Here is a 26241-nt window from a genome sequence, read left to right on the forward strand (position 1 = left end):
CGTGTACCCGCGGTGTCCGGGCTTGTCGAGCTGGGCCGTTCGCGGTCTGCCGCGCGCGCCTGCGACGATGGTCGGGTTCGCGCGATCCGGTCGACGAAAGGTCTCTTCGGCATGCGATGGTCGATCGGCTGCTGCGTGGCGGTGGCAGTGCTGGCACTGGGAGTCCCACCGGCAGCGGCGGATTCGACGTTGATCGGGGCGCCGGGGCTCGGCGATCCGTACTACCCGCTCGACGGCAACGGCGGCTACGACGTCACCCACTACGACGTGTCGATCGCCTATGAACCGGGCGATCACCACCTGCGAGGCACGGCCCGCATCGACGGTCGTGTGACGCAACCGCTGGCACAGTTCAACCTCGACTACAGCGGCCCCGAGGTACGGATGGTGACCGTGAACGGCCAACCAGCGGGCTTCACCCGCGACGACGCTCACGAACTGGTGATCACCCCACTGCTACCCCTGCCACCCGGCCTCCCGATGCGGATCATCGTCGACTATGCCGGCACGGCACCGGACACCGAAGGCGAAGGCTGGACCCACGCACCCAGCGGTGGCGCGTTCGCCGTCGGCGAGCCGCACAGCGCGAGCACCTGGTACCCGCTCAACGACACCCCTGTGGACAAGGCAACTTTCACGCTGCACGCGAACGTGCCCGCGGACTGGGAAGTCATGTCGACCGGCGATCGCACCGAACACGTGGTGCGCGACGGCCGCCTGCACACCACCTGGGAAACCCGCCAGCCCACCATCGGCTACCTGACCACGGTCGCGGTGGACCACTTCACCTTCCTCGAACAGCGCCGCGCGAACGGCACGTCGGTGCTGAGCGCGTTCGCACCGGAATCCGAGGACAACCGCGAAGACGAGCAGCGCCTGCCCGAGATCCTCGACTTCCTCGAAAAGCTCTACGGCCCTTACCCGTTCGATGTGGCGGGCGGCATCTACGTGGATACGAAGCTGCCGTTCTCCCTGGAAACCCAGACCCGCCCGATCTACGCGCCATGGGCCGACCTGAACACCGTGGTCCACGAACTGGCCCACCAGTGGTGGGGCGACACCATGTCGGTGCGCCAATGGTCCGATATCTGCCTCAACGAATGCTTCGCCAGCTACACCGCCGACTACCTGTGGCCGGAGCGCATCGACAACGCCGACGTCGACACCGAATACCGCGAAACGATCGCGAAATACCTGTGGGAGACCGAGTTCTGGAACATCGCGCTGGCGGCTCCGGGTGCCGGCGACGAGTTCACCTCCGTCTACTATCGCGGCCCACTGTTCCTGCACGCGCTGCGCAAGCTGATCGGCGAGGACGTGTTCTTCACGGCGATAAGAGATTTCGTGAACGCCCACCGCGACGGCCACGCCTCGATGCCGGAGTTCCGGGCGTTCCTGCAGAGTCGCACCTCGATGCCGCTGGGTGAGTTCCTGGCCGAATGGCTCGATGGGACAAGACCTCCGCGCGACGCGTTCCTGTATCCCGGCACGTTGAGGCGATGAAGGTCTTGTTCGGACGGTGAGGATCGGGGAACGAGCCGTCGATCAGTTCTCGTCGAGACGGCCGCGCGCTCGCTCCACCCAGCGTTGCATCCGGTCGAATTGGCTTCGCGCTGCGGAGTATTCGCCGCGGGCACGATGTTCGGCGGTATGCGCGAAGTGGCGTTGGTGCTCCGCGTGTTCGAGTTCCTCGCGCAACTCGGTGATTCTGGTCTCGATCGCGTCCAGCTCTGACTTGGCTTGTGCGGCAGCGGCTTCAGCCTCGTCGCGATCGGCACGTGCCGCCGCGAGTCCGGATTCCGCGTCATCGAGTTCCTGTCGGGCCGCGGCCTCACGTTGGGCCTCGGTGTCTTTCTCCGGCGTGGTCTTGCGTGGTTTCGTCTTCGGCGGCGTGGCCTTGCCCCCGGTGATGGCGACGAGACCGGCCGGGCCGAAGCCGTCATAGGTGACAGTGGTCGGCAGCACTCCCGCACGGACCAGATCGGCGACATCAGGGTCGGCCAGCGCCGCGGTGAGCGTCTGACCCACCTCCCGCAGCACCTGCTCGCTCGCGGGCCGATCGTGCTCGGCGGCCAGCTCGGCGGCCCGTTTGGTCATCGCGTTCACGACCTGCTGACGCTGGGTCCCGAGCGCACGCAACTTGTCACCGGAGAGCTGACGCTGAGCTGAGCGGAGCGCGTCGCCGAGCTCGAGGAGCGCGCCGATCTCCTGCGGTGCGTGGTGCGAGAGAAGGTTGACCGTCCAGGCCGCGACCGTGGGTTTGCGCAGGGCCGTGATGGCCTTGGCCAGGTCGCGATCGCCGTCGGCGCGGGCCTGCGCGGCGCGCGCGGCGCGGGTGGACACGAAGTCGCCGGGGTCGAGGGTGTACAGCTCGCCTGCGACGTCGTCGAGGGTCATGTTTGTGATGGTAGACAGGTTGCGCGACGGCCGAGCGCGGTCGCGGGGCACTTGGGTATCGTCACCGGCGGTTGTGTTCGCCTGAACCGTTCGGTGAGTGAGGTTTTCAGTGATTTTCCCAGAGAAGCGACTGTTTGCGCGGATCGTGCTCGGACCGGTGGCCGCGATGGCCCTGGTCGGCGCGGTGGTTTCGTGCTCGTCGGCGGATGCGACGTCGGCCGACGCTGTCGCGGTGGGGTCGTGCGTGCAGGTCAGCGACAACGCTGCCGACGCGATGAAGGCGACGGTGGGCGACTGCTCCGCGGCGACGTCCAACTACCGCATCGTGAAGCTGGGCGCGGACTGCGCGGCCGACAACGCCGTCTTCAACGGCACGGTCGGGGACGCGAAGAACGCGCTGTGCCTGGCGCCCAACTTCGCCGAGGGCAACTGCTACGCGGAAGCGGGCAAGCGGCCGGCCGAGGCCGTGGCGTGTACCGCGCCGGAAGCGACGTTCAAGGTGGTCAAGCGGATCGACGGCGAAACCGACGAGCTGCTGTGCGGAGCGGACGCGACCCAGTTCCGCACCGTCCCCGACCCGAAGACCACTTTCTGCATGGCAAAGCCCTGATCGAGGCCCTAATCGAGCAGGGCCACCGACGCGATGCGGTGCAGGGTGAAGTGGCGGGTGGCGCCGGAGACCGGGTCGACGGCGTCCAGTTGGCCGTTGCCGACCCGCAGCGGTTCCACCACCCGCTGAGTCGCCACGCCCTGGGCGTCCACGTAGCCGATGTTCACCGGGCGCCCCACTCGCGCTGCCAACTGGAGTAGCGCGAGGGTGGCGGCCGTGCCCGTGCGTGAGCCGTCGGTGCGGACGGACTGGCCGGTGCGGGCGCCCGCGGCACGTTCGCCCGCCCGCAGTTCGGTGACCAATTGGGAGAGCTGGTCGTCGTTCGGGGGCGTGGGGCGGTAGGGCCTGCGGGCCAGCGGGCGGACCGAGATGCGCGCGCCGCGCGGCCGCAGGTCGACGATGGTGCCCCCCGAATCCTCGCCCGCCGGGGCGAAGCCCGCCTTGCGGAGTTGGTCGAGCATTTCGGCAAGGGGGGCCAGCGCGATCGCCACGGTGGGGGCGATGGCGCGCAGAGCCAGGGTCTCGGCGACGGGGGCCGCCAGGACCTGCGCCAGCAGGGCGGGGTCGTCGCTGCGCAGGAAGGACTGGGCCATTCCTACGCGGAGCTGGCCGTGGCGGCGGGCGACGTCGTCGATGAGGTAGGTCAGCGACTGCGGCACGGGGGTGCGCGAGTGGGTGGCGAACAGGGCGTGGAGTTCGGCGGCGGTGAGGCCCGCGTCGAGGGCGCGCCGGACCGTGGCGTCGCTGACCCGGTAAACCGTTGCGGCGCCCGCTGATTCGACATTCGCGACCATGGCGATCTTGCTGCGCAGTTCGGGGACCAGCGGGCCGGGGGCGATCACGGTCAGGTCGGCTTGGACCAGGACGTGGTCGACCGGTTTCGGCAGTGCCGCAGCCATTTCCGATTCGGCGTCGGCGACGCAACCGTGCAACAGAGCCCTGGCGGCGGAGTCGAGCGCACCGCGACCGAGCAGGCCGACGACCGCCGCTTCGGCGAGCGTGGCGGTGACGGCTTCGAGCCGGAAGTGCCTGCGACGGCGCGGCATTCGCCATGCCAGGAGTTTGCCGATGTCGCCGGGAGTCAGTGCGGTGCCGGTCGGATACTCGGCGAGCAGGCCGAGGATGGACGCGCGATCACGCACCGCGTGCGGCACACGCAACTCCGCCGACAGTGCCGCGATCGGCTTGTCGGCGGCGTCGCGCAGACCGATCATCCACGGCATTCGATCCAGCTCCAACCACGCCTGCGCGAGGGTGACCCAGCGGGTGGCGGGCGGGGCATCGAGCCAGGCGTCGGCGGCGGGGGTGGGGGCCCAGAAGTCGTCGGTGGAGTCGAGATCGGGAGTCGGCTCCGGCAGGCCCTTTTCGACGAGTTTCGCCGCGGCCAGCAATTCGAGCAGCAGACCGGTGCGCTGCTCGTCGATACCGGTCTGCTTGGCCAGTCTGCGCAGCTCGCGCACGCCGAGGCCACCTGCGCGCAGGGCCGGGGCGGGCAGGTTACCGAGCGCCTCGATCAGATCGCCCGCGTCGCGCAGCAGCTCGCCGACCTCGCCCGCGCCGACCGCATTCACCTCGGCGGCGGCATTTTTCGTGAGCGCGGGCTTGGGCGGGGCCAGCGCGTGCGGATCGGTGACGGGTTCGCCGCGCAGGACCTGACCGACGGTGACCGGCAATTCCACGGTCTCGTCGTCGATCCAGTGCAGCAGCCGGGCGGCCAGCAGACGCGGCACCGGACGCTCGGGGTCGGTGCCGGGCGCGGCGTCCCTGGTGCGACCTCGGGGGCCCGTGGTGGCGAGTTTGTCCAGCAGCGCGCGTTCGGGCGGGCTCGCCGAGGCCAGCGCGGCGGTGACCTCCGGCTCGGTGAGGGCGTCCGGGAGCGCTGTGGTGGCGCCCAGCGGCCAGGGAAGGGCTTCCGCGGCACTGGGTGTGAGTTCGAGGGATTCACCGACCTGCCAGACCAGGGCGCGGTCGAGCAGGCGGGTCAGCGCGGCGGTGAACGCCGTTTTGGTGACGCGATCCTTGAGCTGCGCGTGCAAGGTGGTGCGCGTCAGCGGCGTGACCTCGGCGCCGATCGTGCGGGCGTCCTCATCGGCCGTGAGCGCCTCGATGATCGCGAACTCGAGGGTGTCCAGATCGTCGGCGGCACGCAACACCGACGCGCGCTGCTGGGCGCGCACCGCGAGCACCGACATCGACGCGGGCAGCGGCACCGCCAGGTCGGGCCGCAACTGCAGCAATTTCACCAGCTGGGCATCGGTGCGCGCACCGAGCCAATCGGCGAGAGAGTCTGTCGCGATCACCGATCGAGCCTACGGTGCGGCATCGTCCATATGCCAGAATGGGCCCGTGGTGAACAAATCGAAGAAACCCTACGTCGACAACGGCTGGCCCGAAGTGGCCGAAGGCGAGCACGCCGTGACCGAACTGTCGTCGACCCGCGCCGGTAATCTCTCGCCTTTCGGTGAGGACACCGAGTTTCCCGTCCCGGCAGCAACGCTGCCGTACGTGCACCCCCAGACCACCATCAACCGGGTGTAATTCGGACGAGAAAAACAAGAGCCCGCATCCTCGAGGATGCGGGCTCTTGTTATGTCTGCCGGTGAATCAGGAGGGCAGGAGGCCCTTGTTCGCCTGGTAGAAGTTGACCACGGCCGGGTCCAGCTGGGAACCCTTGGCGTTGTTGACGAAGTCGAGAGCCTGCTGCGGCACGGCGATGCCCTGCTGCTGCACGACGGCGAGTGCGCGGTCGACGGCCGAGAACACTTCGGCGCTCGGATCGTGCACCTCGATCTGAGTGACCTGCGGGGTCCAGTTCGGGACCGGCGGGGCGACGCGATCAGTGGGGCCGCTGCTCAGTCCCAACTTGGACGAGCACGAGGGCCAAGCACCCCAACCCTGGGAGGCGAGAACCTTTTCGGCGACCACGATCTGCTGTTCGCGGGTGGCGTTGTGCGCGGAGGCGGCGTACTCGCCACCGCCGTGTGCGGCCCAGGTGGAGGGCGAGAACTGCAGCCCACCCTGGTAGCCGTTGCCGGTGTTGATGCCCCAGTTGCCGCCGGCTTCACACTGTGCGAGGCGATCCCAGTCGGAGTCAGGGGCCGCGCTGGCGTTTCCTGCGAGGGCAGCGGCTGCGGTGCCGAAGATCGCGCCGGTGACGGCGACCTTGGCAGCAGTGCGCCCGGTGGAAGTCGGCTTGCGGTGGCGTCCACTCATATCGGGTTTCTTCCTCTCGTTCGCACCTGCATCTGGTCCGGACTGAGAGGTCTCCCGGTCCGCCCTCACCCCGTGTTTCCAATCGGGGTCCGGTACCCGCGGGGTGAGGTTCGGTGCGGCGGGCCGGTGGTTCCGGGGGCTTGCCCCGGCTGAGAGAAACGGTACGACGGTCAGCGGCGAATGTCACTATTTGGTAACCGGCGGGTCCTGATGGGTCTCGGGGTCGTCTCAGGGTGATCCCCGATGCGTCCACGCAGGTAGTTGCCGTGGCGAATGTGCCCTACCCCTGTGCGCACACTTCGTAACCTCGCCGTTATGTGACCAGGATCACATGTTTAGTGGGATGACGTTTCGAGGAAATTCGGTTGACGCGTCAACGTGCGCGTCGCCCCGACCGCAGCGCGAAGATCAGCGCGAGCAGGAAACCGACCGGCGCGAGCATCGCCACGCCGTACAGCACCAGCCCCGGCTCGCTGTCGGACACGATCGACGTCACGAAGATCGCGACCACCCCCAGAATCCCGATTCCGAAAAGGGCGAGGGCAACGTGCAGCAGGCGATCGCCGGAGCGTCGCGGACCGGTCGGGGTCGGCTCGGGTGAGTTCGTCACAGAGGAACCGTAAAACTGATGTGCTCGCGGTATAGCCACCGGGGTAGACTCGCAAGACATCGCGTCCCGCCTTGTTGGGGGGCGCGTTCTTTTCGCGACAAGCAAGATTGTGTAACCCGGACCACAAGGGTTCGGGTGCCGAATGATGAACGGGTGAGCGCAGTGCCGACCGGCCGGGTGAAGTGGTACGACGTCGAGAAGGGCTTCGGCTTCCTGTCTCAAGACGAGGGCGAGGACGTCTATGTGCGCTCGTCCGCGCTGCCCGACGGCGTCGAGGGGCTCAAGCCGGGCCAGCGTGTCGAATTCGGCATGGCGGCCGGTCGGCGTGGGCCGCAGGCGCTGAGCGTGACGGTGCTGGAAGCGCCGCCGACCGTCGTTCGCGATCGTGACCGTGGGCGCGCGCCCGAACGCAAGGACGCCGGACCGCGCAAGACGCCCGACGAGCTGCACGGCCTGGTCGAGGACATGATCACGCTGCTGGAGTCGACGGTTCAGCCGGATCTGCGTCGGGGGAAGTATCCGGATCGCAAGATGTCTCAGCGGATTTCCGAGGTTGTCAGGGCCGTTGCTCGCGAGCTCGATCACTGAGGTTTCGGGATTGCCGGGGTTTGAGTGGTCCTGGGGCGGGTGGTGTGGCAGAGCCTCGGGGTTTGAGTAGTTCCGGGTGGTTTGGGGCTGTGTTTGTTGGAGCGCTGGCGCGCTCGAGCGCGGACCCCTTGGGGCCGCTACCGCCGCTGCGCGGCGGGACCCTCCTCGAGATCGGGTCGTGGGGGCCGGGTTGTGCGTGGACGCTACTTCTCTGGGGTGACGATCGACCAGGCGGCGTGCGGGATATAGCTTTCCTGGCCGGTGGCGATATCCCGCGTCAGGATCGGCAGCTGCACTTCGATGCCGCTCAGGCGCAGGTCGGGTTCGGGCTTCGACTCGATGGTGAGAGCCCTCGCGCCGTCCGGGTAATCGGCGAAGCTGAGCACCCGGTCCAGCTGTTCGCCGCTGGGGCGCTGGTAGATCAGCTGGATCAGCCAGGGCGACTGGGAGACCTCGTCGGGCAGCGAGAGCTGCACGGGTGCACCGGCCGGGACTTCCAGGGGCGCGGTCTCGCCGTAGCGGCACTCTTCCATCCGCACCGTGCAGTACATGAACGGATCGACCGTGATGGCCTTGCCGTGCGCGTACGCGGTGAGCTGCGGACTGTGCGCGGGTGCCTTCGACACGGCCACCCCTACCCACACCGCCGTCACCGCGGCGACCGCGAACAGTCCGGCCGCGACCAGCGCGACGATCGTTCGAGCGTTGAGCTTGCTCACCAGGTGGGGTCTCCTGTCCCTCTCGGATGGGTGTTGGGCACTTCCTGCTCCACGTGCTGGGGGCGATTGCCGCCCAGACCCGGCAGCAGCGAGTGCCCGGTATAGCTGACGAAAGTCTGCAGCAGTCCGGCCAGCAGGATCACGCTGATCACCGCGAAACCCTTCCAGTACTCGATCGGCATCAGCACACCGGCCGCGCCGCCGACGACCCAGCTCAGTTGCAGCACGGTCTCCGAACGGCCGAAACCGGACGCGATCGACTCCGGGGGCAGGTCGTCCTGGATGGCGGCGTCCAGCGACACCTTCGCGAGCGCGCTGGCCGCCGAGGCCACCAGCGCGGCAACGGCGGCGCCGAACAGGTTCCCGGTGAACGCCGCGAACAGCGCGACCACCGCGCACGCACCGGTGCAGCCGAGCACCACCGGCGACGGCTTGCCCAGTTGCAGTCGGGCGCCGGTCGCGTTGCCGCCGAAGTTGCCGATGGCCGCCGCCGCGCCGACCAGACCGAGCATCGCCGCCTGCTCGGTGGGACTGCCTCCAGAGCCCTTGGCGACGAAGGCGATGTAGAAGGTGAGAAAGCCCGTGAGCACGCGAATCGAACTGTTGCCCCACAGGCCGGTGACCACGGCTCGGCCGAGCGGTTGCCGTCGTTTGCGTGGCGGCACCGAGGACTCCTGGCCGCGTTCGATGACCTCGGTGTGCGCGTCGGGGCCGTGATAGGTCAGCGTCGCGGGGACTTCGCCCTCGGTCACCTCGACCCAGCGCGGGATGCGCAGACTCAGATACGCGCCCGCGATGGCGATCCCGGTGGCGAAGATCAGCGCACCGGTGGAACCGGCGATCAGCGCGGCCAGCGCGGCCAGCGCACCGGCGCCGATGGTGCCGCCGACCAGGCCGAACACCGTCAGCCGGGAATTGGTGCGGACCAGGTCGATATCCGGTGGCAGCACACGCGGGGTCACCGCGCTCTTGAGTACCGCGAAGGATTTCGAGCCGACCATCATGCACAGGGCCAGCGGATACAGGCCCCAGGTGTCGATATTGAAGATCAACAGCAGTGCGAAACCCGCGCGCAGGCCGAACGTCGTCGCCAGTGCCAACCTGCGACCGCGTTGCAGGCGGTCGAGCAGCGGGCCGATCAGCGGCGCGATCAGCGCGAACGGGGCGATCGTGATCAGCAGATACAGGGCCACCTTGGTTTTGGACTCGGCGGTGGCGCTGGCGAAGAACAAGGTGTTGGCCAGGGCGACGGCGATCGCGGCGTCGAGCGCGAAGTTCGCCATGGTGGCGTAGGTGAGCGCGGTGAGACCGGACTGGTCGGCGCCGTCGGCCTTGGCGGCGCGCTGGAAGGTGGCGATGCCGCGTTCGGTGAGTTCGCGGCTGCGCATGGCGGCCACCCGGGTGACGGTGAGTTTTCGGGGGATGCGCTGGTTTACCGGGTCGTCGACGGCCTCGTCGCGGGGGAAGGGACGCGTGGGGTCGGGTCCGGCGTCGTCGCGTCGGCCTTGCTCGTCCGCTGGGAATTCATCGCGAACGGGGCGGCCGTGCTGGTCGAACGGCGGGACCTGTCGGCTCTTCGACGCCTCGTCCGAGATGCGGCCGTTCGGGACCGGGGTGGTGGGGGCGCCGGGGTCGACCGGGCGATGGCGTCGGAACAGACTTTTGGACCGGACCGTCGGCGGCTCGGCGGGGAGCGGCCGGTCGGGCCGGGGGAAGACCCTGCGCGGTGCGCGCGGCGGGTACTGCCCGTAGCCGGGGTGCGGGTCGGCGGCAGTACCGTCCCGGCGACCACGGTCGGGACCGGATGGATCGCGGGGCGTAGTCACAAGTCCAATTCTGTCGCACTCGGCCTGTGCATGTTCACTCGCGCCGTAGCAATGTCGGCCACATCGTTGTCAGTTCCCGACGAAACGCACTTCGAACATGCGCGGCCAATACTTTCCGGTCAGCAGGAACCGATCGGTGCCGGGCAGCTGCGCGATGCCGTTGAGCACATCGGTGCCCTTCCGTTCGGCGGGAGTGAGCAGGCCGCTCGCGTCGATGACGGCGAGCACCCGGCCGGTCTGTGGATCGATGTGGAGTATTTCGTCGGACGGGTAGTTGTTGGCGTAGACGGTCCCGTCCTCGGCGCAGTCGAGTTCGTTCGGCTTCGGATCGCGGTAGCCGGACAGGGTCACCGAACCGGTCTGCGCGAAGGTCACCGGATCGCGGAAGGTGAGGGTGCCGGTGCCGTCGCTCATCACCAGCCGATGTGGCTGTGCGCACAGTCCCCAGCCCTCGCCCTCGTAGTCGGCGCGACCGGTTTCGGCGAGGGTCACCGGGTCGCGGGCGATGGCGAAACCGTCCTGCCAGGTCAGCTGCCAGACGATCGCGCCCGCCTTGGTCATGCCCTCGCCGAACACCCGGCCGGGCAGACTCACCCGCGCCGTTTCGACGCCCGTGCGCTGGTCGGTGGCCCGCGCGCTCGACACGCCCCACATTCCCGTGCTCTCGTAACGGACGCCGTCGACCACTTCCAGCCCCTGGGTGAAGGCCTGTGGATCGTGCGGTGACGAGCCGATCACCTCCACACGCAACCGCGGCGGGCCGGGCTCCTCGGGTCCGCTACAAGCCCCCGCGCCGAGCACACTGACCAGCACTGCGACGGCCAACGAACTGCGATTGCACTTCATACGGCAAAATGTATGCCGTGAGCGCAGTATCTGTTTCGGAGTCCGGCGTGCGTCCCGTTCTGGCCGACGCGGCCGAGGTCGCACGTCGTGCGCTCGTCGCGTTGGAACCCGACGGGGTAGGAGTCCATCTGGGGGTGACCGCCGAGGACGACACCGCGGCCACCCACCGGTTCGAGGCGACCCTGCCCGGCTACCGCGGCTGGCAGTGGGCCGTCGTGGTCGCCGCGCCCCCCGGCGCCGACCACGCGACGGTGAGCGAGTCGGCCTTGCTGCCTGCCATCGACGCCCTGATCGCCCCCGATTTCGTCCCGTGGGACCAGCGTGTGCGCCCCGGCGACCTCGGCCCCGGCGACCTGCTCGCCACCCCTGCCGACGACCCCCGCCTCGTCCCCGGCTACATCGCCACCGGCGACCCCGTGATCGACGAAGTGGCCCGCGAGGTCGGCCTCGGCCGCGTCCAGGTCCTCAGCGTCGAAGGCCGCGCCGACGCCGCCCAGCGTTGGTTCGCCGAATTCGGCCCCGACACCGAGATGGCCAAGGCCGCCCCCAGCACCTGCGGCATGTGCGGCTTCTACCTGCCACTGGCAGGCGCCCTGCGCGAATCCTTCGGTGTCTGTGGCAACGCGATGGGCGCCGACGGTCACGTCGTCCACATCGAATACGGCTGCGGCGCGCACTCCGACGTGGTCGCGCCCAGTGGTAACGGGTCGCCGCTGTACGAGGCGTTCGATGATCACGCGGTGGATTTCGTCGACATCGTCCGCCCGGCTGTCGAGAACGCGATCGACAAGGTGGTGTCCGAGGCAACTGCTGACGCCACGGCAACGGTCGACGAATCGGCTGACGCCACGGCAACGGTCGATGCGGCAGCGGCTGATGCGCCGGTAGTAGTCGATGAGGCAGCGGCTGTGGCCGACGATGTCGACCCTGCGACGGTGGTCGTGGAGGTTGTCGCCGAGACAACCACCGACCCGGCGATCGAGGTCGTGGAGGTGGCGGTGGAAACGACCGCCGCGAACCCGGCCCCCGAAGCGGCTGAGTCCGCTGACTCGTTGACCGAGGTCGGCGCGGCTGCGGCGGAGCAGGCGGGCGACCAGCAGGAAACTGCCGAGGCCGAAGCGGTCGCCGCAGTGGACGCCGAGCGTGCGGCCCTCGCCGAGGGTGCGCTTCCGGAGTCGGCGGAAGAGGTCGTCAACGCCGAAATCGCTTCGGATGTCGCGGAGTCCGGCGAGGCGGCGGAATCCGCTGATCTGAGTGAGCACGGATCGTCGGTGTCGCGCTGAACGGAGTGCCGGACCCGTTCGGCACCGCGCAGCTGCGGGCCGGGGTTCTCGCGGCGTGGCGGGATTCGCCGACGCGGCTGCGGGAGGACAGTGCCAGTGAGGCGGATCTGGTGGCCGCAGGCTACCGGGATCGGCTGCTCACCGAGCTCGCGCAGAACGCGGCCGATGCCGCCGCGAAGGCCGGTGTCGCGGGCGAGTTGATCGTGCGGGTGCTCGACGGACGGTTGCATGTCGCGAACACCGGTGCGCCACTGAGTGTTTCCGGCGTGCACGCGCTGACTGCCCTGCGCGCCTCCGGAAAGGGCGACACCACCCAGGTGGGCCGCTTCGGCGTCGGCTTCACCGCGGTGCGTTCCGTCGGCGACGAGATCGAGGTCCGCTCGACCACCGGCTCCCTCCGCTTCTCCCGCACGGCAACACTGAATGCCCTGCACGAGAACAACATCGGCATCCCCGACGACCTCGCGGCCATCGCACCCCCGGTCCTGAGACTCGTCTGGCCCGTCCCGACCACCCCCCTCGCGGGCACCGACACCGAAATCGTCGTCCACCTCCGCGACGACATCGACCCCGACGCCCTCCTCGACACCATGCGCGCCGAGGCCCCCGACCTCCTCCTCGAACTCCCGTCCCTCCAGCGCATCCGAATCGAATCCGACGAATTCACCAGCGCAGTAACCGTTCTCACCACTACCTCGGACTCTGTCGGGGTAGACGACCCGGGCACCCTCGCCCAGCTGACGATCACCCTCCCGTCCGGCACACGCCGAACCTGGTGGCAGTACCGCACTTCCAGAGCCCGCTGGCTGCTCCCACTCCGTGCGGGCCGCCCCGTCGCGACCGCCCCGGATGTCCTGCGCGCGCCCACTCGATCCGACGAGGAACTCTCCCTCCCCGCGATCCTGATCGCCGACATCCCCATGCAACCCGATCGCCGCCGCCTCCTTCCCGGCGCGCGGCTCGCTGAATTGGCAACTGGCTACGCGGATTTCGCGTGTGCTCTCCCGCCTCGGGACCGACTCGTCCTGGTCCCGACCCCCGGCTTCGCCCGCAGTGAAGCCGATGCTCTCCTGCGCGAAGCTCTGATCACCGAACTGCGCACCAACTCTTGGCTGCCGGTCTGCGCCGTGGACCCCGTCGCACCGGAGGAAAGTCCGGCATCCGGCAGTGGGGCGCCTGCTGGTCGCAGTGCAGCCGAGGACCTGCCGGATCTCGAGGCACTCTTCGCCTCCGACGACGCCCAAGTCGGCGGCAGCTCGCACCTCGCATTCGGTAATGGCGAATCCGCAATGGGCGGTGACCCTTTCGCCCCGGACGAGTCGGATCCGTACTGGCGAACTCGAGGCGACGTGCCGTGTTGCACCCCCACCCGGGCGAGCGTATTCCCTGACCTCACACCGGAATTGGCCGCGATCTTGGCCGAGATCACGGGACCGCTCGTGATTCCGGAACTGTCCGGCCGCGCCGGTCAGGACAAGCTGTCGGTCCTCGATGTGCATCGACTCGGACCTGCCGCGGTGGCCGAGCGTTCGAGCGGTCTCGACCGCGAACCACGGTGGTGGCGAAGGTTTTACGCCGCCCTTGAACCGTTCGTCGTCGACAACAGGACCGCCGAGGAATTCGGCGCGCTTGCCGTCCCGCTGACCGACGGCCGGTTGGTGACCGGGCCGCGCACCGTGGTGCTCGACGATCAGCTCACGGTGGCCGTGCCGGTCCACTGGGCGCGACTGGTCCACCCGGACGCCACGCATCCGCTCCTGGGCCGCCTGGGCGCCCGCAGCGCCGATTCCGACGACTTGCTCACCGATCCCGCCCTGCACGACCTGCTCGAGCACGACCCAGCCGACCCGGACACCGTCGCCGCGGTACTCCAGCTGGCGCCGTTCGCCTCGCCGGGCGCCCTGCCCGACTGGCTGGGCCTGCTCGAATTACCTGACGACACAGGCGAACTGCGCCCCGCCGACGAGCTCCTGCTCCCCGGCGCCCCGCTCGCCCGCGTCCTGGCCGACGACGCACCCTTCGCCACCATCGCCGACACCACCGTCGCCGAATTCGGCGAGCCCGCCCTGCGCGCGATCGGCGTCGGCTGGGGTTTCGCGGTGCTCACCGATCCCGAACCGATCGGCCCCGACCACGACCTCGACGACGAACAGTCCTGGTGGAACAGCCTTTCCGAAGATCCCCGCGAACTCACGGCCGTGCGCGACCTCGACCTGGTCGACGAGGACCGCTGGCCGGAAGCCTTGCGCCACTTGCTGTCCGAGCCGCGCACCCGCACCCTGCTCGCCGACCGCGACGGCTACACCACCTGGTGGCTGCACCGCCACGCCCACATCGACGGCATCCCACTGGGCCGCCTCCACCACCCCGATGACAACGAATTCGCCGGACTGCTACCGACTTTCGAGGTACCGGAGATCGATGGCACCGACCTCGACGCCTTGCGCCCTGCGCTCGTCCGCCCCGATGTGATGTCCGCCGCGCTGGCCGAGGAACTGCTCGACGCACTGGCCGATCCGTCGAATACCCCAGCGCCGCAGGTGATCGCCCGCACCAACGCCCGCTTGGCGGCCGCAGTCGCCTCCGGTGTCCTCGACCCACGCGAACTCGATCTCCCCGAGCAGGTCCGTGCCCTGTCCGGCGACGTCATCGACGCGAGCACCGCCATGGTCCTCGATCAACCCTGCTTCGGCCTGGTCGTCCCCCCGAACCGCCTGATCGTCGGCGACACCGAACACGCCGAGGCCCTGGCCACCCTGCTCGACCTACCGCTGGCCTCGGAGGAAGTCAGCGCCGAGGTACTGGGAACCGGCCGTCGAAGCACCTGGGCCGCAGCACCTTTGGGCGTGGTGCTGCAACAGCTCTGGTCACCCCAGAACACCACCGGCGACCTGGTCCTCCACGAAACCCTCGAGGTACACCTACGCGGCGCGATCTCGGGCACCGTCCGCGTCCCATGGTGGTGCGAAGCCAACATCACCCACGTCCAGGCACCATCCACCGTGTAGGCCCTGAGTCCTCGAAAAAAATTCGTCAGACCACGTGCAGGTTCACTATCAGTTCGCGTGAGCTGAGATCATTTCGGCGAGCAAGTCGAGCTGAACCTGCACCGACTCACTGTCGTCATCGACCAACCACCGCAACACAATTCCGTCGATCACATTGAGAATGAATCGGCTCAGCGCGGTCACCGGCGTGGTCCACTGCGTTTCGGTCGCCTCGCGGCAATGGTCGATCACATCGGCGACGGTGTTGTCGTTGAACCCGTACTGCTCGCGGGCGATCGCCAGTTTGGCCGGTGTCGACTCACCCTCGCGCAGCGCGTAGGTGGTGGTCTCGTAGGTGAGCAACTGCCGTTCGGGAGTGGCTTCGATGTTGCGCCACATCAGTTCCAAACCGCGCCGCACCAATTTCTGAAGTGCTTCTTTTCCTGTTCCGACGTCTTCCCATACCGATTCATCGGCATCGACGGAATCACGCAATTCCATGGACAGCGCTTTGACCAGTTCGGTCATCAGCGCGTCCTTGTTTTCGAAACAGTAGTGCACCACACCTAGCGAGACGCCCGCCGCTTGGGCGACATCGCGCGTGGTCACGCCCGCTACGCCCTTTTTCTCGGCGAGACCGATCGCTGCCTCGATCAGGTGGGCCCGGCGTTCTTCGACACTCAATCGGGAGGACACTGTGCGAGTTAAGCGCTCACGCCGCGAACAGTCAATTCGCCGGTCCGCCGGAAATCTCTGGACATTCGCCCAGTTGTCCCCGAATCGCAAGTTGCGAAGCGGTCGCTCGAACAGTCAACGGCGCGAATTCATCTGCGCCGACACCTGATGAGTCCCGCCGAGTTCGAGATCACTCAATCGGTGTCGAGCCCCACTTGGGCGCCCTTGTCGCCGCGTCGCGCGGACCGCAGCTGCGCGAGGAAGATCGACGACCCGAGCACTCCCACGACGAGCCCCATGACGCACACCGGGCGAGCATCTGCCCAGCTGGCGTTCATCCACACGGCCACGGTCGCGATCGCCCACAGCGCGAAGCCGCCCAGCACGACGGGGCGTGGATCGACCAGGTAACGCGGCAGGTGCGGCATCTCGGAACTGACTGATCCGGCGTCCATACCCAAACAGTAGCCGCGTGAAACCCATCAGCACAGCCGGACTTACCGTAGAGTTCTGCACTGTGACAACGCCATCGGACGTCCGCGCCCTGGCCGGTGACCTTTCACTGGCCGTCGTGCGGCTCACGAGACACCTGCGCGGACGCCGTTCCGATGCGCAGATCTCGCTTACTCAGCTGTCGGCTTTAGCGACGCTGGCTCGTGATGGCGCCATGACGCCCGGCGCGCTGGCAGGCAAAGAACGCGTGCAACCGCCGTCGATGACCAGGGTCATCGCCTCGCTCGCCGACCTCGACCTGGTTCAACGCCGTCCGCACCCGACCGACGGCAGACAGATCATCGTCTCGCTCTCGCCCGCCGGTCGCGCGCTGATCGCCGACGAGACCAATGCCCGCGAGGTGTGGATGACCGGCAGGCTCGCCTGCCTGCGCCCGGAGCAGATCGCGGTGCTCGACGAAGCCGTCGGCATCATGAATCAGATCGTCGCCGAATCGGAGTGATCAGGCCCTGGCATCATCGGACGACACCACATCGTGGCCGAGCGGGAACAGTGACAGCGGCACCAGCTTGAGGTTCGCCCAGGCGAACGGCAGACCGATGATCGTCACCGCCAGCGCGATGCTGGTGAACACGTGACCCAACGCCAGCCACCAGCCCGCGAAAATGAACCAGATCACGTTGCCGATCAGCGAGCCCGCGCCCGCGCTCGGCTTGTCGACCACGGTGCGACCGAACGGCCACAGCACGTACCCGGCCAGCCGTAGCGACGCTATTCCGAACGGGATGGTGATGATCAGGATGAAACAGATCAGCGCCGCGAGCAGGTACCCCAGCGCCATCCAGAACCCGCACAGCACCACCCAGAGCACGTTCAAGATCAACTGGACAATCTTCATGTCTCCAGCATGCCAGGATTATCCGGTGGCCGAAGTGATCGATATCGACGACCCCGCCGACCCGCGCGTCGACGACTTCCGTGACCTGTCCAATGCCGACCGCAGGCCGGACCTGCCGGGCCGGAAAGGCCTGGTCATCGCCGAGGGCGTGGTGGTCGTGCAGCGGATGCTCGACTCGCGTTTCACGCCGAGCGCGCTGCTCGGCGTCGGAAAACGTTTCGAGACGTTGGCCGACGACCTCGCCGATCGCGAGCTGCCGTACTACCGGGCGAGCGCGGAGGTGATGGCCGAGGTTGTCGGCTTCCACCTCAATCGCGGGGTACTCGCCGTGGCGCCGCGGCCGGCCGAACTCACCGTCGACGAGGTGCTCGACGGGGCGCGCACGGTGGCGGTGCTGGAGGGCGTCAACGATCACGAGAACCTGGGTTCGATGTTCCGCAATGCGGCGGGGCTGGGTGCCGACGCGGTGCTGTTCGGCGACCGGTGCTCCGATCCGCTGTATCGGCGGGCGGTGCGGGTGTCGATGGGGCACGTGTTGCGGGTGCCGTTCGCACAACTACCGCAATGGCCGGGCGGTCTTGATCTGCTGCGGGACAGAGGCTTTCAGATCATCGCGCTGACTCCGAATCCCGACGCGGTGAATCTCGCGACGGCGATGACGGGGGAGAAGGTGGCACTGCTGCTCGGTGCGGAAGGGCCAGGCTTGACCGAAGAAGCCATGCGCGCCACCGATATTCGCGCGCGGATTCCGATGTCGCCCGGCACCGATTCGCTCAACGTGGCAACCGCGGCGGCGATGGCCTTCTACGAACGCGTGCGCACGTCATGAGCCAGGAATGCGAGGGACCCTATCGGGCGCAAGCGGATTCGGTGCCGTGGGTGGCGGGCGGCACCGTCGCGGTGTTGGTCGCGCTACTCGGCGCGGTGGCGGTATATGCCTTCGGCTGCGCGCTGGCCGCGGTCAATCCGCTGCTGGCGATCGGGGTGAACGTGGTGGCCGCGGTCGGGGTGGCGCCGACGGCGTGGCGGTGGCGGTACACGCCGGTGGTGCGGTGGGTGCTGGCCGGTGCGGTCGCGGCGGTGGTGCTCGGTTGGATCGCCGCGATCGTTTACGTGCTCGGCTGATTCACCGCACCCGGTCGGCACCGCGCAGCCACCCGAAGAGTCCGCGCTTGCGTCGCGTCGCCGCACCCGGCCGACCCATCAGCGCGTGCTTCTGCTCGGGCGCCTGGCCTTTCGGATACAGCGTGAACCCGCAGACAGCCAGATCGCCGGGGGAGAGCCCATCCGGAGCAGCCAGGTAGCGGAAACCGAGCCACTGGTCATTGGCGGCGTCGGCGAAATCCGGCGGGTCGAAAGGCAGCGACTGCGGTGCGGGATGTTCCCCGCCCCGCCACGGCACCGGATGCTCACCGGCCCAGAACGTCCGCTCCCACACCATCGGCAGCCCCTCGTTCTCGACGATATCGACCCGGGTGGAACTGAACGAGCGCCGGAATTCGCCACGCTCCCAATGCGCGAACGCACCCCAATGCAATTTCTGGTCGAAGGACACGAGATAGGTGTGCTCGGAAGCGAGCGGACGGACCAGCAGATCAGGCAGTTTCGTCGGCCGCACCAGCGCGGCCTCGGCGGTACACACCACGGTCAGCCCGGGATAACACCCGATATAGACCTCGTCCCGATCCGGCGCCGCACACCCCGCCAGCGTCCCGACCATGTGCGGACGGACATCGTGGTCTTCGTACAACTGCCCGGCCAACGCAGCCGCCGCCACAGGATCGGACTCGACCTGACCTCGAAGCACCGCAACAGGATCCGCCGTATCGACGTACCAGATCGTAGAAGCTGCCATAGGGCTACACCTCCATCAGCTGTTCCGCCTCTCCGGGTATTCGAGCCAGACCCAGGCGCGGGGTTGGCGATCGAGGCGTCCGGCGGTTCGCTAGTGGGCGAGTTGGCTCGTACCCGGTGAGTTACCCATGTACCTGCGGGATACATGGGCGTACGTCAGTTGCCGGAGCTGCGGACGCCGAGTAAGACGTCTTCCCACGACGGCATCGGCGCCTTGCCACGCTTCGTCCGTGCGGGCTTCGGCGCAGGCTTCTCGGCCGCTGGCTCCTCCGCGGGCTTGTCCTGCTGCGCAGCAGGCTGAGGCGCGGCAGGCGCGGTCGGCACCGGAGCGGTGGGCATCGGGTTCGCAGGCTTCGGGGTGGCAGCGGGGATCGGGGCCGCCGTGGGGATGGGTGCGGACGGAATCGCCGCCGTCCCACCGCCTGCCGCGACCTGACGCTGCTCGTAGTACTCGTCCACGTTCGGTGCCGGACGACTCTGCGGGCGGGCCGAAGGCGCGGCGATCTGCTCGCGCGGACGCGGCTCCACCGGCGTCGGCGGTTCGATCACCGGCGACGCGGCCGGAACCGGCGTCGGCAGGATCGTCGCCAGCCCACGCAGGGCCCGGCCGAAGTCGGGATCGATCAGGTCGTTGGCCGGATCGTCGAGCGGGGACACCGAGCCGCCGTGCGCATCGGGCTGGTAGCGCCAGTGCGCGGCGATCTCGGAGTGACCGTGCCGCCACTGCAATTGGGCGACCCAGAAACCCTTTTCGTCTTTCCAGGCATCCCACTCGGCCTGTTCGATGGTGTGGCCGCGCTCGGCGAAAGCCGCGGTGACGATCTCGTGCAGCGTCTCCACCGCCGGGCCGTCGGGGCGCACCGGATGCGCCTTCTGCGCCAGTTCCGCGGCGCGAGCGCGCTCGAGCAGAACGGGGTAGGCGAAACGTTCGACTTTGGATTCCGGCATACCGGACTCTGCCGTGACCTGCTCGACGGACGCTCCAGCGCGAATACGGGCCTGAATATCGCGAGGACGCATAGTCGCCTCCGTTTCGATTTCGATCTGGCCGAATCGTGCGAGGTCGCCGCGAGCGGCGGCGCGGAGCTTGTCGTCGGCGGGCAGCCGGAACTTGGTGCCGGACTCGGTATCGCTGCACACGATCGCCGTGGAGTCGGGCGTCACCCCGATCACTCGAAGTTCACGCACCGTTACCTCCCAATCGCGTCGGCTCCGTCTGCTTAGGACACCGCCCACTTTCCTTGACAGTAGTGCACACTACTTGGCCACCGCAGCAGACACGCACGACTTAAATCGCGCGCGACGGGTGCCCAGGGGGCTAATCTGATCGGCTCACCGCACGAATTCCGCTTGTGTGCAGGGGTTTTGGTGATAGATCAACATCAAATATCGGCACCGAGATCTGTCGAAACACGGCGAATATTGCGAATGTGTGCCTTGTCGGACAAGACAAGGCCGGTGTGCGCGAACTGTAAAAAGTTCACCGCACACCGGCCGATGTCGGTCTTATCTCAGAGCTGGCCGACGACCCAATCGATCGAACGGGTCAGCTGCGAAACATCTTCCGGATCGATGGCAGGGAACATGCCGACGCGCAGCTGGTTACGGCCCAGCTTGCGGTAGGGCTCGGTGTCGACGATGCCGTTGGCGCGCAGGATCTTGGCGACCTGGGCGGCGTCGACCGCGTCGTCGAAGTCGATGGTGCCGACGACCTGCGAGCGGTGCGCCGGGTTCGACACGTACGGGGTGGCGAAGGAGCTCGACTCGGCCCACGAGTACAGGCGCGAGGACGAATCCAGGGTGCGCTTCACGGTCCAGTCCAGGCCGCCGTTGGCGTTCATCCACTCGATCTGATCGGCGAACAGCAGCAGGGTGGCCAGCGCCGGGGTGTTGTAGGTCTGGTCTTTGGAGGAGTTGTCGACCGCGATCGGCAGCGAAAGGAACTCCGGGGTCCAGCGACCCGACTCCTTGATCTCGGCGACGCGGGCCAGCGCGGCCGGGCTCATGATCGCGATCCACAGGCCACCGTCGGCGGCGAAGCACTTCTGCGGGGCGAAGTAGTACACGTCGGAGTCGGCGATGTTCACCGGCAGACCGCCCGCGCCGGAGGTGGCGTCGATGGCGATCAGGGCGTTCTCCGAACCGACCGGACGCGACACCGGGATGGACACACCGGTGGAGGTCTCGTTGTGGGCCCAGCCGATGAGGTCGACGCTCGGGTCCGACACGGGCTCGGGCGCGCTGCCCGGCTCGGCCTTGACCACGATCGGGTCACCGATGAAGGGGTTGCCCTTGGCGACCGAGGCGAACTTCGAGGAGAACTCACCGTTGGTCAGGTGCAGCGAACGCTCACGGATCAGGCCGAACGCGGCGGCATCCCAGAACGCGGTAGTGCCACCGTTGCCCAGCACGACCTCGTAGCCGTCGGGCAGGGAGAACAGCTCACGCAGGCCGTTGCGCACGCGCGCGACAACGTCCTTGACCGGCTTCTGGCGGTGCGAGGTACCGAACACCGAGGCGCCGACAGTCACCAGGGACTGCAGCTGCTCCGGGCGGACCTTGGACGGGCCGCAGCCGAACCGTCCGTCGGCGGGCTTGAGGTCGGCGGGAATGGTCGGGAACGCACTGGTCATACGGGGGAGTTTAGTGGTGGGCGGATGACGACGGTCGGGGTGGGTGGCGCTGTGCGGGAGTGCGGGGAATTTGCCCTTACCGACAGCCACTTCGCATTACTCTCCTGCTATGAGCCTTGCTGCGGTCGACTCCGGGCGGACGATGCTCGACCGATGGGTGTGGGCATTCGGGCGGCGGCCCGGGTTGCTGTCGGAGGGGGCGCGACGGGAATTGCTGATCAGGGGCTTGCCCGCGACGGCGAGCGTGCTGTCGGTGCGGACTCGGCGCGGCGAGGGCGGGTACCGGTTCAGCGTGCGGGTCTCGGTGCCCGGCGAGTTGGCCTACGACGCGCGGGTCCGGCAGCGGGTTCGTAGCCAGGATCTGGAGTGGATGCAGGCCGGCGACGTGGTCGGGTGCCGGGTCGATCCGGGGGATCGGGAGCGGGTGGTGCTGTTCGTCCCCGAGATCGCGGAGTCCGGGCGTAAGGCCGCAGCCAAGATCCTGGCCAACGGTCGACGAGCTGAGGCGACCGTGCTCGCGGTCGCCCCGATCGCGGCCGACTACACCGGGCGCGACGACCCGGTGTTGCGGCTCGATCTAGAGATGCGGGCATGGGATGAGTCCTTGCCATGGCGGGTGCGATTGATCCAACCGGTCCCACTGTCGGCGGTCGGGCAGATCGAACTCGGAACCCGGTTGGAAGCAGCGTTCTTCACCGTCGACCGTGGAGCATCCGTCGCGATCGATTTCGGCGCGCTCTGACCTCGACGGGTTGGGTGATGTCAGGCATTCGCGTATCATGTCAGACATGAACGAGCCATTGTCAGACACGCGGATCACCATCCGTGAGCTGCAGCGCAACGCTGCCGACGTGTTCGACCGAGCCCGTCACGGACAGCACTTCACCGTCACCCGCCACGGCGAGACTGTCGGGCGAATTCTTCCGCCGGACCCCGCCGAGGAAGCCATCGAACAGGCCATCGCCAACGGAGTCTTGGACCCTGCGATTCTCGATCAACTCCCCACAGGTCAAGACACCGCCGGAATCCCACGAGAACCGTCCCCACCAGGGACCAGGCTGGGCAGTGAAGCGATCATCGCCCTCCGTGACGAGCACACGCGGTGAAGTTCCTGTACCTGGATAGCTGCGCAGCCATCAAGTTGTTCAAGGACGAGGTCGAGTCCGAAGCCTTGGAGGAGTGGCTCGTCAAACAATCGCCGGACAGGCAGATCACCAGCCAGCTATCGCGCACCGAAGTACGCCGTGGACTCCATGCGTGTGGTGCCCATCCTGACGCGCACCTCCGCGCCGACCAATGGTTGCAACGTTGCTCCCACGTAACCTTGACCAACGCGGTCTACGACAAAGCCGGCCAGCTCTCCCCCGGAACCACGCTGCGTTCACTCGACGCCATCCATGTAGCGGCCGCACTCGAACTGGGTTCAGCCCTCGCGCATTTCGTCACCTACGACAAGCGGCTGGCCGCCCTCGCCGCGCAGAGCGGTCTGCCCGTCGTGGCACCATCGTGATCCGTCTGGGCGGGTCGTGTACCGACGGCAAAGTCGCTTGCCGACATGAGCATCGGGCCGTGCTCGGCGGTGAACCTACAGGTGGACGAAGGTGAAGCCGGCTGCGCGTAAGGCTGGGATGGCGGCTGCCATGCCTGCCGCGGTGCCGGAATTCGGGCGGTGCATGTGGGCCAGGGCGATTCCGCCCGGTGTGGCCGCGCTCATCGCGCGTTGGACCTGGGTGGCCGAGGCGGTGGCGCCGAAGTCGGCGTTCACGGTGAAACCCAGTGGGGTCTCGCCCAATTCGTTGACGATCGCGACCGCCACTTCGTCGTAATGGGCGGTGCCGGTGCGAAAGAAGCGCGGCGCGCGACCGGTGAGTTCGGTGATCCGCTGATGGTTGTCCCACACCTCGTACGCGGCCTCCTCGGCCGAAGCGGTGCCCCGGATCTGGTACGCGGAACGACCCGTGACCGAGAGCGGTTTGTGCGCGGAGCCGTGGTTGGCCAGCTCGAAAAGGGGATTCGCGCCCAGTAGTTGCACCCGAGCCGGATCCGCATCGACCCACCGCTTGTTGAGGAACAGGGTGGCCGGGACCTGCTCGGCGATCAGGAAGTCGATCAACGCCTGGTCGATGCCACTGTTCCCATGCCCACCACACGCGTCGAACGTGAGCGCGAACTGTTTGCCGACCGAGGGGAAGCTACTGGTGATTCCGGGCAAATCCACACCCCATTGATGCGGGGTCGTCCCCGCGTAGCGGGCCGCTACCTGCACGGGGGAGAAGGCAGGCGCTGCCTCCGGAGTGGCGATCGGGCTCGCGCTGACCGGTGCGACGGGCTGCGGTGAGGTGCGAGTCGTGGCATTGGATACCACCGAATCCCCATGTGCCGCAGTACATCCCGTGGCAAACCCGGCCGTGATCGCGGCGCACACGCCGAGCATTCGACGCCGCGACAAACCATGACTGTCCACAATCAACCCCTCGCGAGAGCGCTCACCGGGATCGTGAGCGTGTTCGCTGGGATGTTATCGCCGACCCGATCCGTCCGCGATTCGAACACGTTCTCGCAGGTGAATCGTTAGATAATGCAAGTAGCTGGCAGTGAACCCGATCCAGGTATCGGGTCGGACGCGAGTGCTGTTCGCGTATTCCTCCATTTTGGTACCATTACACCATGGCGCTGAACATCAAAGACCCCGAAGCGGAACGGCTAGCGGCGGAGTTGGCCGCGCGTACCGGAATGAGCAAGACCGCGGCCGTTCGCGCGGCCTTGCACGATCAGCTCGAACGGCTCGGCCGCCCGGCCGGTCATCGGGATGGTGGCGCCGCATTCGTCGGTTTTCTGCAGACGCAGATCTGGCCGCAAATCCCCCGGGAGGTGTTCGGCGCAGTCGTCACCAAGGCCGAGCGCGAGGAGATTCTCGGGTACGGGCCGGGTGGGGTGTGATCATCGACAGCTCAGCGATTGTCGCGTGCGTCCTCGGCGAGCCCATGGCTGAAAAGCTCGGCCACAAGATCGGCGAAGCCGCGGTGTGCCGAATCGGTGCACCCACGCTGGTCGAGACGAGCCTCGTCCTGACTCACAAGCTCGGCCCGTTGGGCAAACCGCTGTTGGCGGCATTTCTGCAAGAACGGGACTTCGAGATCGTTTCGTTCGGCACCGAGCACTGGCGGGCAGCCCAAACGGCCTTCCTCCGATTCGGGAAGGGTAGACACCCGGCGGCGTTGAACTTCGGTGACTGCCTGACCTACGCCGTGGCTTGGTCCTCGGGCGAACCGCTGCTCTGCATCGGCGACGACTTCGCCCAGACCGACTTGGACCTGGTCGAGCTGTAAGCGGCCGCATGAACACCGCTGCCGCGACGGAATGTGACCGCCGCGGCAGCGGTGATTTCAGGACCCGGCCGACGTGGACTGCCGTCGTCGTACGGTCAGTGCGAGATGGTGGACCAGCCCGGAACCTCTTCCGGGGTGCGGGGGGCCGGGCCGGTGTAGATGGCGGCGGGGCGGACGAGCTTGCCCAGTTGCTTTTGTTCGAGGATGTGGGCGCACCAACCGGCGGTGCGGCCGCAGGTGAACATGGCGGGCATCATGTGGGCGGGGACCTCGGCGAAGTCGAGGATTACCGCCGCCCAGAATTCGACGTTGGTTTCGATGGCGCGGTCGGGGCGGCGTTCGCGCAGTTCGGCCAGCGCCGCCTGTTCGAGGGCGGCGGCCACCTCGTAGCGGGGGGCGTCGAGGCGCTTGGCGGTGGCGCGGAGCACGCGGGCGCGGGGGTCCTCGGCGCGGTAGACGCGGTGGCCGAAGCCCATCAGCTTCTCTTTGCGGTCCAGGATGCCCTTGACCAAAGCCCTTGCGTCACCGGACTTCTCGACCGCTTCGATCATCGGGAGCACGCGGGCGGGCGCGCCGCCGTGCAGCGGGCCGGACATGGCGCCGATCGCGCCCGACAGCGAGGCGGCCACGTCGGCGCCGGTGGAGGCGATGACGCGGGCGGTGAAGGTGGAGGCGTTCATGCCGTGCTCGGCGGCCGAGACCCAGTAGGCGTCGATGGCCTCGGTGTGGCGCGGGTCCGGGTCACCCTTCCAGCGGGTCATGAAGCGCTCGGTGACGGTGTCGCACTCGTCGATCTTGCGCTGCGGAACGGCGGGCTGATAGATGCCGCGCGCGGACTGCGCCACGTACGACAGCGCCATCACCGAGGCGCGCGCAAGGTTGTCGCGGGCGGTCTCGTCGTCGATGTCGAGCAGCGGCTCGTAGCCCCAGATCGGGGCGAGCATGGCCAGGCCCGCCTGCACGTCGACGCGCACGTCACCGGTGTGCACCGGCAGCGGGAACGGCTCGGCCGGCGGGAGCCCGCGACCGAACTCACCGTCGACCAGCAGGGCCCACACATCACCGAAAGTCACCCGGTCGGCGACCAGATCCTGGATGTCGACGCCCCGATATCGTAGGGCGCCACCGTCCTTGTCCGGCTCGGCGATATCGGTGGTGAAGGCGACCACGCCTTCCAATCCGCTGACGAAATCCTGGGGTACCGCGCTGGTGGTCACAGTTGACTCTCCTTGCAGGGGCATGCCGATCTGTGGATGACCATAGACCCGTCCAGGCCTGACGGCAGCTCCGGCCCTGCATGGTCGAGCTGTGAGGTCGGGC

General features: G+C 67.8%; 29 protein-coding genes. 14 read left to right on the top strand and 15 right to left on the bottom strand.

The window, feature by feature from the left end; translation table 11 throughout:
• Positions 1-111: 111 nt before the first annotated feature.
• Positions 112-1503 carry a M1 family metallopeptidase gene (locus tag ACFWUP_RS13570; protein ID WP_379233967.1) on the top strand — a complete coding sequence of 464 codons (1392 nt, stop codon included), beginning with the start codon at positions 112-114 and terminating at the stop codon, positions 1501-1503.
• A gap of 42 nt (positions 1504-1545) precedes the next feature.
• On the opposite strand, the gene ACFWUP_RS13575 is transcribed toward ACFWUP_RS13570, so the two are convergent.
• Positions 1546-2397: a hypothetical protein gene (locus ACFWUP_RS13575; RefSeq protein ID WP_379233969.1), complete on the bottom strand. Its 852-nt coding sequence runs from the start codon at positions 2395-2397 to the stop codon at positions 1546-1548.
• Positions 2398-2506: 109 nt separating this feature from the next.
• Here ACFWUP_RS13575 and ACFWUP_RS13580 point away from each other — a divergent pair, with 109 nt between their 5' ends.
• Positions 2507-3007 (top strand): hypothetical protein, encoded by a 501-nt coding sequence (locus tag ACFWUP_RS13580; protein WP_379233971.1) that lies wholly within the window; start codon positions 2507-2509, stop codon positions 3005-3007.
• An 8-nt stretch (positions 3008-3015) separates the two neighbouring features.
• Here ACFWUP_RS13580 and ACFWUP_RS13585 read toward each other — a convergent pair whose 3' ends face one another.
• On the bottom strand, positions 3016-5307 hold the full coding sequence (locus ACFWUP_RS13585) for a helicase-associated domain-containing protein (RefSeq protein WP_379233973.1): 2292 nt from the start codon (positions 5305-5307) through the stop codon (positions 3016-3018).
• A gap of 46 nt (positions 5308-5353) precedes the next feature.
• Between ACFWUP_RS13585 and ACFWUP_RS13590 the strand changes: the two genes are divergently transcribed.
• Entirely contained in the window at positions 5354-5545 is a 192-nt protein-coding gene (locus ACFWUP_RS13590) for a hypothetical protein (protein WP_379233975.1), read from the top strand.
• Between the two features lie 66 nt (positions 5546-5611).
• On the opposite strand, the gene ACFWUP_RS13595 is transcribed toward ACFWUP_RS13590, so the two are convergent.
• On the bottom strand, positions 5612-6220 hold the full coding sequence (locus ACFWUP_RS13595) for a transglycosylase family protein (protein ID WP_379233977.1): 609 nt from the start codon (positions 6218-6220) through the stop codon (positions 5612-5614).
• A gap of 373 nt (positions 6221-6593) precedes the next feature.
• A complete protein-coding gene (locus ACFWUP_RS13600) occupies positions 6594-6830 on the bottom strand; it encodes a hypothetical protein (RefSeq protein ID WP_379233979.1) in 237 nt (78 codons plus the stop codon).
• A gap of 162 nt (positions 6831-6992) precedes the next feature.
• Between ACFWUP_RS13600 and ACFWUP_RS13605 the strand changes: the two genes are divergently transcribed.
• A complete protein-coding gene (locus ACFWUP_RS13605; protein WP_266297836.1) occupies positions 6993-7418 on the top strand; it encodes a cold-shock protein in 426 nt (141 codons plus the stop codon).
• A gap of 203 nt (positions 7419-7621) precedes the next feature.
• On the opposite strand, the gene ACFWUP_RS13610 is transcribed toward ACFWUP_RS13605, so the two are convergent.
• The 3 genes from ACFWUP_RS13610 to ACFWUP_RS13620 all read right to left on the bottom strand — a co-directional run bounded on the left by ACFWUP_RS13610 (position 7622) and on the right by ACFWUP_RS13620 (position 10809).
• Positions 7622-8137, bottom strand: coding sequence for a DUF2771 domain-containing protein (locus tag ACFWUP_RS13610; protein WP_379233981.1), 516 nt, complete (start codon positions 8135-8137; stop codon positions 7622-7624).
• Positions 8134-9963 carry an MFS transporter gene (locus ACFWUP_RS13615; protein WP_379233983.1) on the bottom strand — a complete coding sequence of 610 codons (1830 nt, stop codon included), beginning with the start codon at positions 9961-9963 and terminating at the stop codon, positions 8134-8136. Before ACFWUP_RS13615 ends, ACFWUP_RS13610 begins: the two co-directional genes overlap by 4 nt.
• 69 nt (positions 9964-10032) lie before the next feature.
• The gene (locus ACFWUP_RS13620; RefSeq protein WP_379233985.1) at positions 10033-10809 is read right to left on the bottom strand and encodes a glutaminyl-peptide cyclotransferase; all 777 of its coding nucleotides are present in this window, start codon (positions 10807-10809) and stop codon (positions 10033-10035) included.
• Between the two features lie 8 nt (positions 10810-10817).
• Between ACFWUP_RS13620 and ACFWUP_RS13625 the strand changes: the two genes are divergently transcribed.
• Positions 10818-12092 carry a DUF3027 domain-containing protein gene (locus tag ACFWUP_RS13625; RefSeq protein WP_379233987.1) on the top strand — a complete coding sequence of 425 codons (1275 nt, stop codon included), beginning with the start codon at positions 10818-10820 and terminating at the stop codon, positions 12090-12092.
• Positions 12093-12097: 5 nt separating this feature from the next.
• A complete protein-coding gene (locus tag ACFWUP_RS13630) occupies positions 12098-15100 on the top strand; it encodes a sacsin N-terminal ATP-binding-like domain-containing protein (RefSeq protein ID WP_379233989.1) in 3003 nt (1000 codons plus the stop codon).
• Positions 15101-15148: 48 nt separating this feature from the next.
• Here the strand turns inward: ACFWUP_RS13630 and ACFWUP_RS13635 are convergent, their stop codons facing one another.
• Together ACFWUP_RS13635 and ACFWUP_RS13640 are read right to left on the bottom strand one after the other, a co-directional pair.
• A complete protein-coding gene (locus tag ACFWUP_RS13635; protein ID WP_379233991.1) occupies positions 15149-15763 on the bottom strand; it encodes a TetR/AcrR family transcriptional regulator in 615 nt (204 codons plus the stop codon).
• Between the two features lie 185 nt (positions 15764-15948).
• Positions 15949-16209: a DUF2530 domain-containing protein gene (locus ACFWUP_RS13640; protein ID WP_379233993.1), complete on the bottom strand. Its 261-nt coding sequence runs from the start codon at positions 16207-16209 to the stop codon at positions 15949-15951.
• A 62-nt stretch (positions 16210-16271) separates the two neighbouring features.
• Between ACFWUP_RS13640 and ACFWUP_RS13645 the strand changes: the two genes are divergently transcribed.
• On the top strand, positions 16272-16709 hold the full coding sequence (locus ACFWUP_RS13645; RefSeq protein WP_379233997.1) for a MarR family winged helix-turn-helix transcriptional regulator: 438 nt from the start codon (positions 16272-16274) through the stop codon (positions 16707-16709).
• Here ACFWUP_RS13645 and ACFWUP_RS13650 read toward each other — a convergent pair whose 3' ends face one another.
• Positions 16710-17105 (bottom strand): YccF domain-containing protein, encoded by a 396-nt coding sequence (locus ACFWUP_RS13650; RefSeq protein ID WP_379233999.1) that lies wholly within the window; start codon positions 17103-17105, stop codon positions 16710-16712.
• A gap of 25 nt (positions 17106-17130) precedes the next feature.
• Here ACFWUP_RS13650 and ACFWUP_RS13655 point away from each other — a divergent pair, with 25 nt between their 5' ends.
• Together ACFWUP_RS13655 and ACFWUP_RS13660 are read left to right on the top strand one after the other, a co-directional pair.
• On the top strand, positions 17131-17934 hold the full coding sequence (locus ACFWUP_RS13655) for a TrmH family RNA methyltransferase (RefSeq protein ID WP_379234001.1): 804 nt from the start codon (positions 17131-17133) through the stop codon (positions 17932-17934).
• Complete coding sequence (locus ACFWUP_RS13660) at positions 17931-18230, top strand: DUF2537 domain-containing protein (protein WP_379234003.1); 300 nt, start codon at positions 17931-17933, stop codon at positions 18228-18230. Before ACFWUP_RS13655 ends, ACFWUP_RS13660 begins: the two co-directional genes overlap by 4 nt.
• 1 nt (position 18231) lies before the next feature.
• Here ACFWUP_RS13660 and ACFWUP_RS13665 read toward each other — a convergent pair whose 3' ends face one another.
• The 3 genes from ACFWUP_RS13665 to serC all read right to left on the bottom strand — a co-directional run bounded on the left by ACFWUP_RS13665 (position 18232) and on the right by serC (position 21592).
• Positions 18232-18960, bottom strand: a complete 729-nt coding sequence (locus ACFWUP_RS13665; RefSeq protein WP_379234005.1) for a DUF6928 family protein — start codon at positions 18958-18960, stop codon at positions 18232-18234.
• 155 nt (positions 18961-19115) lie between these two features.
• Positions 19116-20147 (bottom strand): septation protein SepH, encoded by a 1032-nt coding sequence (gene sepH, locus ACFWUP_RS13670; RefSeq protein ID WP_379234007.1) that lies wholly within the window; start codon positions 20145-20147, stop codon positions 19116-19118.
• A 323-nt stretch (positions 20148-20470) separates the two neighbouring features.
• Positions 20471-21592, bottom strand: coding sequence for a phosphoserine transaminase (serC, locus tag ACFWUP_RS13675; protein ID WP_056818606.1), 1122 nt, complete (start codon positions 21590-21592; stop codon positions 20471-20473).
• A gap of 109 nt (positions 21593-21701) precedes the next feature.
• Between serC and ACFWUP_RS13680 the strand changes: the two genes are divergently transcribed.
• Genes ACFWUP_RS13680 through ACFWUP_RS13690 form a run of 3 tightly spaced genes read left to right on the top strand, consistent with a single transcriptional unit; the run spans position 21702 to position 23102 of the window.
• Positions 21702-22334: a hypothetical protein gene (locus ACFWUP_RS13680; RefSeq protein ID WP_379234009.1), complete on the top strand. Its 633-nt coding sequence runs from the start codon at positions 21702-21704 to the stop codon at positions 22332-22334.
• A gap of 46 nt (positions 22335-22380) precedes the next feature.
• Positions 22381-22698, top strand: a complete 318-nt coding sequence (locus ACFWUP_RS13685) for a type II toxin-antitoxin system Phd/YefM family antitoxin (RefSeq protein ID WP_379234011.1) — start codon at positions 22381-22383, stop codon at positions 22696-22698.
• The gene (locus tag ACFWUP_RS13690) at positions 22695-23102 is read left to right on the top strand and encodes a type II toxin-antitoxin system VapC family toxin (protein WP_379234013.1); all 408 of its coding nucleotides are present in this window, start codon (positions 22695-22697) and stop codon (positions 23100-23102) included. Before ACFWUP_RS13685 ends, ACFWUP_RS13690 begins: the two co-directional genes overlap by 4 nt.
• 75 nt (positions 23103-23177) lie before the next feature.
• Here ACFWUP_RS13690 and ACFWUP_RS13695 read toward each other — a convergent pair whose 3' ends face one another.
• Entirely contained in the window at positions 23178-23957 is a 780-nt protein-coding gene (locus ACFWUP_RS13695; RefSeq protein ID WP_379234015.1) for a polysaccharide deacetylase family protein, read from the bottom strand.
• A gap of 302 nt (positions 23958-24259) precedes the next feature.
• On the opposite strand from ACFWUP_RS13695, the gene ACFWUP_RS13700 reads away from it, so the two are divergent.
• Positions 24260-24532, top strand: coding sequence for a type II toxin-antitoxin system VapB family antitoxin (locus ACFWUP_RS13700; protein ID WP_379234017.1), 273 nt, complete (start codon positions 24260-24262; stop codon positions 24530-24532).
• Positions 24533-24576: 44 nt separating this feature from the next.
• Positions 24577-24921: a type II toxin-antitoxin system VapC family toxin gene (locus ACFWUP_RS13705; RefSeq protein WP_379234019.1), complete on the top strand. Its 345-nt coding sequence runs from the start codon at positions 24577-24579 to the stop codon at positions 24919-24921.
• Between the two features lie 95 nt (positions 24922-25016).
• On the opposite strand, the gene ACFWUP_RS13710 is transcribed toward ACFWUP_RS13705, so the two are convergent.
• Positions 25017-26138, bottom strand: a complete 1122-nt coding sequence (locus tag ACFWUP_RS13710) for a citrate synthase 2 (RefSeq protein ID WP_379234021.1) — start codon at positions 26136-26138, stop codon at positions 25017-25019.
• Between the last annotated feature and the right edge of the window lie 103 nt (positions 26139-26241).

Origin of the sequence: Nocardia sp. NPDC058658 (assembly GCF_042716665.1) — a bacterium.
Taxonomy (GTDB): Bacteria; Actinomycetota; Actinomycetes; order Mycobacteriales; family Mycobacteriaceae; genus Nocardia.